Genomic DNA, 14,217 nt, shown 5'->3' with positions numbered 1-14,217 from the left:
GATGCTCCAGGAACTGCCTTTTTCCGTCGACAGCGGCGCTCGTTCAAATCATCGAGTTCGGCGCCTGGGCAACCTGTCGGCTCGGCGCGACGGTTGGCGCATTCTCCACGTCGTGGTGTATGCGGGGATGTCCCTGGCCTGCATGTTGGGTGCCTCGGCTGCAAACCCCACAGACTATGTGCTCGGCCCGCAGGACAAGCTCCGCGTCAAGGTCTACGAATGGCGTGCGTCACGCGACAAGATTTTTGGCTGGGATGCTCTCAATGACGAATACATAGTCGGTCCCAATGGCTCCGTTTCGCTACCGCTGGTCGGCGAAATCAAGGCTGCCGGACTCACCACCGGTGAGATCGCGAACTCGATCGGCGACAGCCTTATGAAAAGCGTCGGCCTCTCGCGAAAACCGAACACCGCTGTTGAAATCGTCCAGTTCCGACCGTTCTACGTCGTCGGCAAGGTGACGCAGTCGGGAGAATTCGCATACCGGCCCGGGCTGACCATCTTGCAGGCATTGAGCATCGCGGGCGGGTTGCGGACTCGAGAGGACAGGGATGCCAGGTTCGAGCGCGAAGTGATCCAGGGCCAAGGGGATGTGAGCCTGCTCAGACTGAGCGAGGCCAGTCTCCTCGCACGCAAGGCGCGGCTCGAGGCGGAACTCTCGCATGCCAGCGTCATTCAGTTTCCGGCCCAGTTGACGTCGCGTATTCAGGACGACGTCTTTGCCGTGCTCTTGAAGCAGGAACGCTTGATCTTCCAGGCGCGCAGCGAGGGATTGGACACTCAGGTCAAGGCGCTTCTTGGTCTCCGCGAGTTCCTCCAGAAGGAACTTGCCTCGCTGGAAGCGCAACTCGTTTTCCTCGACAAGCAAATCGGCTCAATTCAGAAAGAATTGACAGCGGTTTCGGCGCTTGTCGCCAAAGGTCTTGCGGCGGCGCCGCGCGAGTTTTCTCTGGAGCGGGCCCTTGCCCAGGCGCAGAGCGAGAGGTTGTCGGCGGAAACCAGTCTGCTGCGCGGGCGCCAGGAAATCAGTAAAACTGACATATCAATTCTCGAGCTCCAGGATGGGCGCAAAAATGAGATAACGGTCGACCTGCGTCAAACGCAAGCTGAGCTCGATGCTCTCGAAAGCAAGACAGAGACGACAAGGCGGCTATTGTACGAGTCCGCGGTATCTGCCCCGAGCCTTCTTGCCCGCCGAGCCGACGCGGAGCTGGCTGCGCCGATCTACACGATTTTCCGGCCGTCGGCGGACGGTGCGACAGTGCAAATCCAAGCTGACGAAACGAGTGCCGTCGAGCCTGGAGACACGATCAAGGTTGAAATACCACTGGCTGAGGATGAAACGGGCGCGCTGGACCTGACATCGACCGAGCGGCATGAGGCGCCGGGAATAGAACTCAAGGCAGAAACCGCCGGCGACACTGTAGGCATTCCGTAGCCTCCCGGCGGATTTTTGGCAGGATGAGGCAGACGACTTTGAGAGGCGACGAGGAGAAGCCACAAAAGCGCCTTCAGCCACCTGAGCAGGAGGGAGAAGCTCGGACCGAAGGAATATGAGCATGCCAACGCAGTCGATGATGTCTCCGTACATGCCGAAAAACAGCCAGCGAGTTGGCCCAGTTGACGCATTGAGAGGCTTAGCCATGACGGCGGTCGTGGCACAGCATTGCGGATTGTTACCATTTGGATGGACGGGTGTGTGGCTCTTTTTCGTGATCTCCGGATACGTTGTTACCCTTACGGTGATAAGCCGGGAAAGCGATCAACCGGCGCTAGAGAGGTTGGTAGGGTTTTTTCGCAGGCGCGCACTTAGGATCGTCCCTGTCTATTTCGCCTACATCTGCGCAGGTGTCGTGACCATCCTTGTGAGTGGGAGTAGCCTCGACCTGATCGCTCTTGGCTCGCTACTGGGGTTTATCAACAATCTGGCCATGACGCTTGGGCGAGGTGAGCTTGCTTCTTGGCCCGTCGGGCACCTGTGGACTATCTCAGTGGAGATGCAGTTCTACGTCATCTACGGCTTTGCGCTGTTCCTGATGTCCCGCCGCACCGTAGTCTTGCTGCTACTTTCTATGCTCATCTTGGCGCCTATGCTGCGCCTAGCCCTATCGATTGGCCTAACCAGAATCGGATGGGGTGCCGAAACCAGCGCGTACGCGGTCTACGCTGGATCATTTCTTCATACCGACGCCTTTGCGACGGGCTGTTTGCTAGCTTTTTTAAGTAAATATGGAATGCTCCAAAGAAAAGCTCCATTTGTTGCAATAGTTGGAATCTGCTTACTTTTCACCTATGTAATACTTTACACAAGCATTAACTACTATGTCGTGGAAGCGCGGGGCATCGACATCCTAAAAAACGTCCTCTCCGGAATCCTGTGGGGGCAGTATCGCGAAGTATTCCTTTACAGTGCGCTAGCCGCTGCCTCTGGCGGCCTTGTAAGCCTTGCCGCTGTGGAGCACCGTTCCGTCCACTGGCTTTTGAGACTGAAATCTCTCCAACATATTGGAGAGATTTCATATGGCGCATACATTTACCATGCGATTGCGGTCGTCGCGGCCAAGTTGGCCCTCTCTCGGATAATGGACTTTTCGGCGAACCCGAGGCCAATCCATACGTGGATCGCGTTGTTCTTGTTGGCATACCTTCTGACGATTGTCGCCGCAGAACTTTCATTCCGATTTTTCGAACGCCGCTTCCTGGGTATCCACAATCTGCGATCTCCCACCAGGCAAATTTCCGAGATGCCGACATGACAACGGTGCGTATTGCTCTTGCTTTCTTCTCGCTTTTGTTTGCCAACTCTGCCAGCGCGGCGCGGGAGCAACACCTTTGCAAAGAGCCGGCGCCCGTAAATGCGAACCGCCCCGAGTTGATCGGCGGCTGTTTCGTTTGAGTCACACGGCTATGGCTGGTTCATCCAACATGGCGTCGTAGCGTTCCTCGGCTTCGGCCGGCGGGATGTTGCCGATGGACTCGCTCGAGGCCGAAACCCGAGCCGGCCGGCAGGGACGCATGGCCGATTATCTCGGGCGCAAAGACTTCGTCGTGTTCGATGAACTTGGCTATCTGCCATTCGCCCAGTCCGGTGGCCAACTGCTATTCCACCTGGTCAGCCGCCTCTACGAGCAGACCTCGGTCATCGTCACCACCAACCTGACCTTCGGGGAATGGCCCTTGGTCTTCGGTGACGCCAAGATGACCACCGCGCTCCTCGACCGGCTCACTCACCACTGCGATATCGTCGAGACCGGCAACGAGAGCTGGCGGTTCAAGAACCGCGCCTGAACCCCAACCCGCTGAACCGCCCAGGTGCGCAACCCCGAGCAGCCTCGACGGATCGGATCAGCTCACCGACCTTAGGGGGTCAATATTGTGATCCGGAAAATTCAAAGGTAAAGAGCGAGTATCGTCGACTTTGAGGCCATCGGTGGGGATACTCAAAACTTCGCCCCGTGCCATTCGGTATCGAGCTGTCACGCCTTACTAGGGATCCTCACATGGACAAAGCGACGACCATCATTGGAATAGACTGCAGCCCACGCGCGTCCAGTAACTCAGCGCGGATGCTCGGCGAGGTTCTTCGCTCGCTCGAGAGAGATCGGCGGGTGAAGGTCGTGGAACAGGTGCGTCTGGCCGATGAGCGTATCGACTGTCTCGGGTGCGAGCAGTGTTATCAAACGTTCGGATACCACGGCGACGGGATCGATCGTGTTCTGTCACTCATGAAAGAGTCGGACGTGATTCTGATGGCTACTCCCACCTGCTTCGGAATGCCGCCGGCCCTGGGCGTTGTCTTGCTCGACAGATCGGATCCCCTGTGGCGCGACGGACAACAGCTCAACGGAAAACTCGGAGCGGTCATCGTCAACGGCGCCACCGATCCCGCGGACGATCCGAGTGTGCGCCTATGCGCGGACAACATGATCAAGTTTTTCGAACAGCACGAGATGCCCTGCGTCCAGCCGATCCATCTGGGGGGAACGCTCGCGTATCCCGAGCAACGGTTTCCGGACCCGCTCCCCGCCGGGACGATGGGCGTTCTCGAGCAATTGGCTGACGAGATCCGGCAGTGGGTCGGGAGCAGGTGATACCGGCACATCTCTTGCCTCCTCGCGTGGTGAGACACGACCGCCCAGGTGCGCAACCCCGAGCAGCCTCGACGGATCGGATCAGCTCACCGACCTTAGGGGGTCAATATTGCACGCCGATAAGGGGTCAATCTTCAACGCAGTTTGACAGGGATCTCCGTATCAGGAGCCTTCAGGCGATCCGCCTCGCCGGTCGCGGGCCGAACTAGGAGTCCTGCGTCGGGAGCCGCGTGACGGGCGTACTTGCGCCTAGAGCACGGACCCTGGTTGCGCAGATGACCGCAACAGCAATGAAAAAGCCGATACCCGGATCGGCGCTCCCACCGGCAAGAGAGCCGGCAACAATGGAAGCCAGAGCACAAGCTCGTACGCTTGACACCAATGCGTTGGTTTCTGGATCGATATACTGTTTGAGGCTTCCCATGCCCCGAAAAACCACCACCAAGAGCACTACCATCATCAGGCCGCCGACCAAGCCAAGCTGTGACGCAACTGCGATCGGCCAGCTAGATGCACGCGAACTGCCCAAGCCAACACCGAGACCGCTCGTCTCGAAGAACGCTTCCATACTTTTAGCATTCCAGTAGGCTCGCTCCTGGCCAGAGGAGGAATTTCCCTTATTTATAACCATAGAATCAAGTAGTTGGACGTATGGAGTGAAGAAACCCTCATCATAAAGGCCGATCGCCAAGGCCATGCAAACACCAAGCGAAACGACGGTGAGGATCAAGATTTCGCTCTTGTCGAAGCGGCCGGAAAGGAATGAGCGCAAGATAGAGATCGCAACAGGAATGCTCAGTATGGCTAGTCCCACATAGGCCACCGAAGACGTGGAAAGGGCCAAAAGGACAAGCACCAGAACTGCCAGCCCCCCCGCCAGCCGCGACTTAGTTTTGCGCCAGTAAACATAACAGAATGCTAAGCAGGCGAGTGATCCGCCGCCGAAGGCCGATGCCTCGGAGGCGGCACCCGCAATGCGCCAAAAACCACCCGTCTTAGCTTCTGAGAGCATCGCGTAGTTGGCTGTGCGGATCGGCCGAAGGACATCTCCTGCTCCTGCTAGCTTGCCGATTAGGTCGATCAATCCCATCCCGCAGTGGAGACCGCATGAGAGAAGGAATGCGCGCCGAATTTGGTCCATTCTATCCTTGTGCAGAAGCAGAACGCACAGGGCGATAGCAGTAAGGCCCCCCAAAACGAAATATCCGGTTTGTGAGATATTGCCCGACACGGGTGCAAGCGGAGCCTCCACGACTCCGCGTCGCATTGTCGATTGTACAAAGACAATAGTATCTCCCGCGAAGAAGCGCGGGAACAACCAGGCGCCGACCATGGCATAGAGCATCAGCCCGCAGAGGGCCCAGATCGGTCGGATTTCGCCGAATACCTCGCCGAGGTGCCGCCAAATTCGTCGCTTGAAGGCGACAGCAGTCACCAGAAGCGCAGCGAAGAACGTGAAGATGAGTGGCGACGATCCCCCAAGCGAACTTAGCGTAACAACGGCAGTTGCACCGAATGTCAGCGACACAATGAGCCCGATGATTAATGGAGCCCGGAAATAGCATCCTAGAAGCAATATTCCAGTACAAACTAAGAGACCGATGAACGAGACCTGCATGATGCTAGGTCCAACCCAGCGGCGTGAACCGATCGTTTTGACTTGCGTTTGGATAGTACGAACATTGCAGCGACGCGGGACATCGTTCAGGATAAGAAATCCAGATAGTCTGTACACAAAATTCGAGCGCTGGGGCGGCAATATCGTTGCAGGCTTCGAACCCTTTTGCCGAAGCTATCTCGCCAGCAGCGGCGCGCAATGGCTTCATCTGCACCATGCCCCTAGAACTTGACCCGCTTAAAAACGCCCTCAGGCATCGCGGCGATTGCTCCCATGACAAGACGCCAGCTTCTTCTCACGTAGATGATGTCGCGGTGCCGCGATTCCGCAGCCTCGTAGATGGCTTCGGCTACTTCATCAGGTTCTGCCGTTAAAAATGGTGACAGTTTCATCCCGTCTGTCATTCGGGTCCGGACGAAACCCGGCATGACCGTCACCACCCTCACGCCTGAGTGCCACAATCTACCTCGAAGCCCCGACAGGAAAGCAGTCAATCCGGCTTTGGCGGAGCCGTAGACATAGTTGGAGGCGCGGCCGCGGTTTCCGGCGACCGAACTGACACCAACGATGGTGCCGGTGCCCCGCTTCTCGAATCGGTCCGCCAGCATGCCAAGGAGAATTGCGGGTCCCTCAAAATTCGTACGGAGTGACAATGAGGCGTATGCCGTGTCGGCAACCGCTCTCGACTGGGTTGGAAGCATTCCCACCACGCAGACGACTGTATTGGGCAATGTGCCGAGTGAATTGATGAACGGCCCGAACGACTCCGTATCCAAGATGTCGAGGCGGCAAAGTTCGGCCTTGGCCTGCGAGGCGGTGAGAAGGTGGTTGACCTCCCGCAGGCCTTCTTCGTCGTTTCGGGCCGTAAGGATCACTTTCCAGCCATGCTCGGCATAGACGAGGGCCGTTGCCCTCCCTATGTCCGAAGTGCCGCCTATGATCAAGGCGGTTCCCGGTTGTGTCGTCATACTGCGATCCTTTTCGATAACATCGATGCGAGCCGCCCTTCGGCCCCAATCGCGCGGCGCTGCTGACGAAATACAGAAAGATTCGGATAGCCCGCCTCGAACGTTTCGGGCCGCTGGCGGGCGTCCTTGGCCAGATAGAGCCGCCCTCCCCCTTCGACGACCAAGCAGTCCAATCTATCCAGAAGTGAGAAGATGCTGTCGGATACGGGAAAATCGAGAGCCAGCGTGACTCCCGGCATAGGAAATGAAAGCTGGCCGCCACCCTTGCCCAACGTCTTGAGGACGGCAAGGAACGACGGGTCCCTCGTTGTGGCAATTTCTCCCATGATTTCAGGCAAGACGCGTGACGCTGTCTGATGGGGGAGAACGAATTGGTATTGCAGGAACCCGCGGCGGCCGTAGAGCCGGTTCCATTGGTCAAGGCCGTCCAGGGGGAAGAAATAGGATTGCCACGTCACCAGTTCATCCTTGGTGCGGGCGCGGGCGTAACGGAGCGCATTAAAGGCTCGGATGGAGTGCCTGTTGAGAAGAAATCCCGGGGCATCCAATGGCACAGCAATCCCGCGACCACGGGTATTCGGGTAGATCGGTGCACCCGGGTTTCTTTCCTGGAGAGCGTCAAGGCTGACATGTTCGCCGAGGTAAACCAGCGAGCGGCCAAGCGCGTTTCCCCTGGAAAGGCAATCGACCCAAGCTACGGCATAGCTGGCGCCTTCATTAGCTGTCAGTAGCTGCACGGCCGATAATATATTCTCGGCTCGTACAGTGTTCTGCCTCATCCATCCTGTTTCGACCTTGATCAACCGGATCGTAGCCTCGACAATCGTTCCAGTCAGGCCCATCCCCCCAATGGTAGCTTTGAAGAGGTCAGAATTATCATCCCGGGAGCATCGGACCGTCTGTCCCGAGGGAAACATCAGTTTCAGCGCTTCTACATGATCGCCGAAGCCCCCGACCCAATGATGGTTTTTGCCGTGAACGTCCGCAGCAATCATGCCGCCGATCGTGACAAAGCGCGTGCCCGGTACCACGGCAGGGAAAAACCCTCGAGGCAGGAACCTGTCGATTAGGTCAGCTAGTAACACACCAGCTTCGACTGTCAGTAAGCCCGAGGTTTCGTCGAAACCCTTCATTCGGTCGAAGCGCCGCATATCGAGCGTCACTCCTGCACCGATACCGGCGTCGCCATATGAGCGTCCGTTGCCTCGCGCCACGTAGGTCGGTATGTGCCGCTGCAGCATCGCCAGTTCGCGAGGAGATCCCGGGCTGACGACGTTGCTGCTGTGCCTCGGATACCGTCCCCACCCGCTTAGCTCCACTGTGGCCTCCCGGAACGGAAGGTATATCTGCTGTCGAGGGCGAACTTGGTTGCATAGCCGATGGCAAGTCCGAGAATCGCGCCCGAATATTTGGCAAGAGACGTCCCCCAAATGTGCCAGAATCCTATTTCGAAGGCCCAGGAGATAATCGTCGTTAGTACGCTGAACACCCCGTAGAGCGTTACCTTGCGGGCTTCCTGGTACCTGCCTTCAAACGGATCAAAGAAGATGTAATTTTTGTCGAGAACATATTTGACGACAAATCCCCCGACGGTGCCGACCGTGATTGAAACGAAGAGAGTGAAAAACGGTGCGGCGCGAACTGTTGCCTCCTGCAATAGGAGGTTGGCTGCCGTCGCGATGACTGCGAAAGCCGCATAACGGGTCGCGTATGTTGTGAATTGAAGGGAACGCATATCGTTACACCATTTCGCGTTGCCTAAACCGCCGCCACGACAGCTAGCCCGGCAATGAGGAATGACAGCAGGCTGTTGCGGTCGGTCATCGCAAACACAATCGGATCCTCGGTCATGCTGCGCCTGTGAGCAATCATCACCAGACGGCTGGTCCAGTAGATGAGCACGGGGCAGACGAACCAGAGCATTTGCGGCCGTTGGTAGAGCACGTTCACGTCCGGCGAGGATATGTACAGCGCGAACACGGTGACGGAATTGTAGCCCGCGGCCGCTGCAAACGCGGCGACCACGCCGAGATCCTCGAACTTGTAGTTCCGGTTCGAAGGCTCGGACAGTTGGAGATCTAGGCGTGTGGCAAGTTCGGCATATCTCTTGACCAGGGCCAGCGCCAAGAAAATGAAGATGGCGAAGGTCAGAAGCCACGGAGAGACGTGCACTCCGATCGCGATAGCCCCGGCAATGATGCGCACCGTGTAGAGCATCGCGAGCGTAACGACGTCGATGAGCATCTTGCGCTTGAGGTAGAACGAATAGGCCGTGGTAAGGACGAAGTACCCAAGGAGGACGGCAAAGAAGGCAGGAGACACACCAGTAGCGAGGATGAATGACGCGATTAAAAGCAGCGGCGCGGCGAGCAACGCGTGGATCAGCTGGATTCTGCCCTCCGCCAGCGGTCGATGCCGCTTGGTCGGGTGCGCCCTGTCGGCCTGAAGATCAACGAGGTCGTTGATAATGTAGACACTCGAAGCGCAAAGGCAAAAGCTGAGGAATGCGATTCCGAGCTCGATCAGGTTCTCGGCAGTGAACTGGTGGGAAGCCAGCAACGGAACCAGCAGCAGAAGGTTCTTCGTGTATTGGTGCACCCTCAAAAGGCGCGCCCATGTCCGCCAGCTTGGTTTCTGGTGGGGCAGGTATTCCTTTTCGACAGGCATTGCCGCAAGCCTTCTGGAAACCCGTCCAGATGTGCGGATTGCAATTGCCGTTCCGCATTTTGACCAGACAGCCAGGTCGTCGGCATCGTTGCCAATGTAGTCGAACCTTCCCTCGCCGAACACTGCGACCAGCTTGGCTGCTTTCGTCTTGCCCGAGCAGTTCGTGGTCGCATCCGACCCGATGTACCCATCAAAAACGCCCAAGTGATCTGCAACAGCTCTGACGATGCGTTCGGAAGCGGCGGATGCAAGGTAGACTTGCCGCCCGTCCTTCTGCGCCGCCTCAATCTCTTTGAGCACAGCTTCGTCGTATGGAAGCGCAGACGCGTCGAACTCTACCGAGGAAGCAGCGCACTGTTTTAACGCAGCCTTGCCAAGCCTCAGTGCTTTTAACATGTCGACCGCAGATTGAGGTCGGCGTGCAAACTCCGACAGGGCGGTTTCTATCAACAGGTCTGAACGAACCAGTGTCCCGTCCATATCAACAACGAGCGGGCGACGGCAAGCCGGCTGCGGCGCCGCAACTTCGACATGTATCGATTCTTGCGCCATTTGCGCTTCGCCCACTCTGCAGGTTGCAGAGCTGAGCAGATCACGCGCTCATGACGAAGCGTAGTGCGCAAAACGGAGTAAACGATACCACCATCGTGTGAGTTTTGCGCTCATTGATGAAGCGTAGCGCGCAAAACGAAGTAAACGATACCACCATCGTGTGAGTTTCGACGAATTATGATGCGTTGCAGCGGGGGCGGCTGGGCCGCACAAAGCTTTGGCACATATGGAAATTCGTCTCGAACTGGCCACAGCGATGTTCAAAAACTTGGTAGCGCACCGCGGGAGCTCCAGACGTGTAGACCGCGTTCAAAATTGCATCCATAACGGCAATAAATCTCTATGCTTGCCAATATTACAAATGCGTCCTGAATAACGATGGCGGGATCAGGGGCAATGGTGAGTGTTCTCAAAGTCGAGCCAGGTAGTTACATTCAGAACAATTCCATCGATGGTAACAGTGTCGCTTCAGAGCCCAAGGACGGAATTGACAGGAAGTTCACCCTATTTTGCGTCTTTGCCGCCATTGCAATGGGGGCAATGTTGCGTTGGCTCGTCAACTCAGACGAGGCGTTTTGGTATGACGAGGTGTGGACCGCGACGATTGCACTGCAGGACTGGCGCGGGGCACGTGAGATTCTGGGGATCGATGTAAACGCACCCCTCTACTACCTGACTGTCTGGGGGTGGGGGCAACTCTTCGGCGTGTCTAATGTTGCAATTCGTGCGCCTGGCATGATTGCCACCGCCGCTGCGCCATTAATGGCATGGATGCTGTTGCGCGGACGGATGCCACTGCATCAAAGGGCCTTGTTCACGATCATCATCGCGCTGTGGATTCCCAGTTTGTATTACGCCGAAGAGGCGAGAAGCTACGCCTTCACGGTGCTCGGTTCCGTGTTGCAAACCGTTTTCTTCTTTCGTGCGCTACGGGGCAAAGGCGAGACCGGGGACATCACCGGGTGGGCGCTGTCGGGGCTGTTTCTCGGACTGAACCATTACACGACCTTGGTCATGTCAGCAGTCCAGGGGGTGTCGCTTCTTCTTCTTTTTTGGCGAACGCGGCCCCTCGCGATTGCCTTTGCAGGTTTTGCCTACACGCCAGTTGCCGCGGTCTTCCTGAGCCACTACGAAGCCATTTTGCACATAACCAATTCCCAGAACTTCTGGCTCAAGCCGTTGTCGCTCTTCGATCTCGGACGTGCGTTGAAGTTCCTGGCAGGCGAAATCTATGTCGCCCTCCTCCTGGTCTGCGTTATTGGTGCGGCGCTTCTCATCGATGCCAAAAACGCGGCTGATGAAGGCACGCTGCGCCGCTATCGCGTGACCAACGTCGCGTTGTTGTGGATAGCGCGCCTGCGCAACTCCATCCGATCATCCCCGCTATTCCTGACCGCCTTGGTAAGCTTCCTTGGGTTATGCCTTTTTCTCGGCATTGCAGTACTTCGACCTACTTTCATGCCTCGCTTCCTGTTCCCCTTTGCACCTGGCCTTTTCCTCGGCTTGATATGGTTCATCGACGCAATGCCGAGCACTCGCTTATGCGCACGCTACGCGACAGTTGCCGTGTTCTTTGCAGGTGCCTTGATCTGGGGGGTCCAAAGCTCTACAGAAATTAACAAACACCTGACATGGGAGCACGAAAGCGCGATCTTGAAGGACGCTGGAGTCTCGGAAGTCCTTTTCATCCTCGATCAGGGCTTCCCAACTCCCTACCCCGAATTTTTGCATCCGAAAGTGTTCGGCTTTTATTTTTCCCGCGCCGGAGCCGACGTAAGGGTCCGGGAGTTCGTTCCCGATTATCAGGGATACTCTGATCCGAGGCCGCATCTCATCAGCTTTCTCAGTGAGAAGCCTGGACGTGGTCTCATCTGGAGCATTTTTCCGGGGCCCTCTCCCGACCCCATACCGTCTGACCTCGAAGGCAAGATCAGGCGAATTCGCGAGCGCGGATTCTCGGCAGTATATGATCATACCGTCATGGAGGATATTGAGGGCGTTGATTGCCACGCGACACAAACCGGACCCTGGTCAAAGTATACCTGCTACTCCGCTCACGATCCGACGGCACAGGGTGAACTACGCGATGATTAAGGTTTGACCTTCGGCGTGCCATACCAACGCAGCAGGCGGCTTGCGCGTGGCCGAACGGCGCCTGTTAATCCTTTGCAGTTTCGAAGCAAGCGGACATTCTCCTGAGTGCAGCTCCGAAGCATGGGGCAGGTCGACCGAAATATGACATTGCTTTTTTGCGTCAGCTTCGACCTGTCGAAGCCGACGCGCATGCCGCAGGCGGAGCCACGGGCCGCATTCTACGGTGAAGCGCGACCGCTCCTTGCTGTCGCCGGATCCCGGCATTTTCTTTTTGTTGCAATGTCTACCCGCAGTTCGCGGCAGGCTGTTCAAAAAGTGCCTCCAGCCGTTTTGTGGACGGCACTCTCTTAGCCCCGACGATCGCGAGAAATCGCAAGATTGCGCAGAATGCAAAGCGACGGAAATTCGCCATTGGAGAGGGCGACAATATCGAGATCGCCGTCGACATCGAGGTCAACGGCTCGCGCGGCCACAAAACTGCCGGAGCTAATATACTGCAGGCCTCGACGACCGTTGCCATGGTCGGCGAGGATATAAAGGCCGCCCAACCCAGTAGTACCCGCCGCGATCACATCCGGCGCATTGTCGCTGTTGAGGTCAGCAGCCGACAGAGGCGCAAGATCGGGTGACACTAGCCGCGGCCCATTCGATTCATCGTTTGCGGAGTTTTTGACCCTGGCGTTGACTGCTCGTGGCCAGCCCTCTGCAAGATCGCCTCCAGTGTTGCGCCATGCCAATGCGCCGCAAGCCACATCGGTCACACCATCTCCATCGACGTCGTCTGTTGAGAGGGTGCATGTTTGCTGCCCTGTGTCTATTGAAGCCGCGAGTTCCCATCGGTCCAGAGGCAACCGGTCGCGGGGCAAATCGAGCGCATTGACCCAGATGTGAACTGGCGGATTCGTCACCCAATTGGAGCCGTAAACATCAAGATCACCATCAGCGTCGAGATCAGCGAGAACGCCATTGTGGACTCCACCCTGACCGATGACCTGGACCCTCCACATCTCACCACGCCCGTCGATATTGTAGACAGCGGCGATCAATCGGTCGCTGGAGGTATGCATCTGACCCACCATGAGGTCTGGATCGCCATCTCCGTCCAGATCGCCGACGGCCAGGGTGTGCGCCTTCTCGACGAGAGGCAATATTTTGTTGCTTTTCCAATATCCTCGGGGATTTCCATCCTTGGCTTTGTACCACACGATGTCTGCAACGTCCTCCGAGGATGAATACAAGACGTCGGGTTGGCCGTCTTGATCGATATCCGCAACGACCGTTTTGAAGTTTTCAGGTGCCGGCCCTATCGAATAACTCTCCCATTCGTCCACTCGTGCTTGTGCATATCCTGGATTTTTTAGCCAGGCTCCACTTACGACGATGTCCTGTATGCCGTCAGCATCTATGTCCCCTATACCCAACCCTTCCTGACCAAAGTCGCGGCTCGTCAAAGGGCGGCCCATCCATGATCCGTCAGCATTCTGGAAAAAGATGATGACGCTATCTTGCGACCGCGTTGCAATATCTAGACGTCGGTCACCATCGAAATCGGCGAGTTTGACATCCTTGCCCCAACCTCCGATCTCGCCGATCTCCCGACGGAGCCATTGTGCGCCATCGGTAGGGTCTCCGCTTGGCAGTGGATTCTGGAACCCCACTAGATTGGCACCTTCCGGCCCATCGGGAACGACTATGTCAAGATCGCCGTCACTGTCGATGTCGCCCAACGCACCGTCGGTCGTAAACTGGTTTTTGGGCCGTCCGATCAGATATGGACGCCAATCCGGTGCACGATACCAAACCAACGCTTCCTTGACTTCGCCTCCGATCACGAGGTCGAAGAGGCCGTCGCCGTCAATGTCACCAACCATCTTTACGTCGCCGGATCGATCGTCGACGACTTGCATTCGAAATTCGAGGCCATCCCACAGCGCAGCCGACGACAGCGACACCGGCTCGCTGGCCGTGAACTTCGTGCACCCCACTATCATGGCCATTGCCAGCAAGCAGGTCCACCAAGCGGCACAGTGCCGTCTCCGCCGTTCCAATGTGCTCAACAGCATCTGAAAGACCTTAATGCTCACGACATCGGCTCGAATAGGAAAACCTCGACTGGGCCTTTTTGGCCACCGTTTCTCCGAGAATGATCCGGCCTCCAAGTCGCCCGAGCAAAGCACGTGAGGCTAGGCGGCCGTTAGAGGCCCAAAGGGAGTATGTGTACCACGTT

10 protein-coding genes and 1 pseudogene are annotated in these 14,217 nt (G+C 57.0%); 5 read left to right on the top strand and 6 right to left on the bottom strand.

The window, feature by feature from the left end:
- Position 1 precedes the first annotated feature (1 nt).
- The 4 genes and pseudogenes from AC0L3H_RS00245 (at position 2) to AC0L3H_RS00230 (ending at position 4,091) form a co-directional block, all read left to right on the top strand.
- The gene (locus AC0L3H_RS00245) at positions 2-1,438 is read left to right on the top strand and encodes a polysaccharide biosynthesis/export family protein (protein ID WP_473584068.1); all 1,437 of its coding nucleotides are present in this window, start codon (positions 2-4) and stop codon (positions 1,436-1,438) included.
- Between the two features lie 121 nt (positions 1,439-1,559).
- Positions 1,560-2,756 carry an acyltransferase family protein gene (locus AC0L3H_RS00240; protein WP_473584067.1) on the top strand — a complete coding sequence of 399 codons (1,197 nt, stop codon included), beginning with the start codon at positions 1,560-1,562 and terminating at the stop codon, positions 2,754-2,756.
- A gap of 214 nt (positions 2,757-2,970) precedes the next feature.
- Positions 2,971-3,288: pseudogene (locus AC0L3H_RS00235) on the top strand (ATP-binding protein); the annotation flags it as partial.
- 212 nt (positions 3,289-3,500) lie between these two features.
- On the top strand, positions 3,501-4,091 hold the full coding sequence (locus AC0L3H_RS00230) for a flavodoxin family protein (protein WP_473584066.1): 591 nt from the start codon (positions 3,501-3,503) through the stop codon (positions 4,089-4,091).
- Positions 4,092-4,296: 205 nt separating this feature from the next.
- Here the strand turns inward: AC0L3H_RS00230 and AC0L3H_RS00225 are convergent, their stop codons facing one another.
- The 5 genes from AC0L3H_RS00225 to AC0L3H_RS00205 all read right to left on the bottom strand — a co-directional run bounded on the left by AC0L3H_RS00225 (position 4,297) and on the right by AC0L3H_RS00205 (position 9,896).
- Positions 4,297-5,709: a hypothetical protein gene (locus tag AC0L3H_RS00225; RefSeq protein WP_473584065.1), complete on the bottom strand. Its 1,413-nt coding sequence runs from the start codon at positions 5,707-5,709 to the stop codon at positions 4,297-4,299.
- Between the two features lie 221 nt (positions 5,710-5,930).
- Positions 5,931-6,677: an SDR family oxidoreductase gene (locus tag AC0L3H_RS00220; RefSeq protein WP_473584064.1), complete on the bottom strand. Its 747-nt coding sequence runs from the start codon at positions 6,675-6,677 to the stop codon at positions 5,931-5,933.
- Positions 6,674-7,918, bottom strand: a complete 1,245-nt coding sequence (locus tag AC0L3H_RS00215) for an FAD-binding oxidoreductase (protein ID WP_473516155.1) — start codon at positions 7,916-7,918, stop codon at positions 6,674-6,676. Before AC0L3H_RS00215 ends, AC0L3H_RS00220 begins: the two co-directional genes overlap by 4 nt.
- 68 nt (positions 7,919-7,986) lie before the next feature.
- Positions 7,987-8,412 carry a GtrA family protein gene (locus AC0L3H_RS00210; protein WP_091590011.1) on the bottom strand — a complete coding sequence of 142 codons (426 nt, stop codon included), beginning with the start codon at positions 8,410-8,412 and terminating at the stop codon, positions 7,987-7,989.
- 23 nt (positions 8,413-8,435) lie between these two features.
- Entirely contained in the window at positions 8,436-9,896 is a 1,461-nt protein-coding gene (locus AC0L3H_RS00205; protein WP_473516156.1) for a UbiA family prenyltransferase, read from the bottom strand.
- A gap of 396 nt (positions 9,897-10,292) precedes the next feature.
- Here AC0L3H_RS00205 and AC0L3H_RS00200 point away from each other — a divergent pair, with 396 nt between their 5' ends.
- Positions 10,293-11,990, top strand: coding sequence for a glycosyltransferase family 39 protein (locus tag AC0L3H_RS00200; protein ID WP_473584063.1), 1,698 nt, complete (start codon positions 10,293-10,295; stop codon positions 11,988-11,990).
- Between the two features lie 347 nt (positions 11,991-12,337).
- On the opposite strand, the gene AC0L3H_RS00195 is transcribed toward AC0L3H_RS00200, so the two are convergent.
- Positions 12,338-13,987, bottom strand: coding sequence for an FG-GAP repeat domain-containing protein (locus AC0L3H_RS00195; RefSeq protein ID WP_473584309.1), 1,650 nt, complete (start codon positions 13,985-13,987; stop codon positions 12,338-12,340).
- Positions 13,988-14,217: the final 230 nt, after the last annotated feature.

The sequence above is a fragment of the Mesorhizobium sp. WSM4816 genome (genome assembly GCF_055811535.1).
This window is presented reverse-complemented; position numbering and strand designations above follow the sequence as displayed.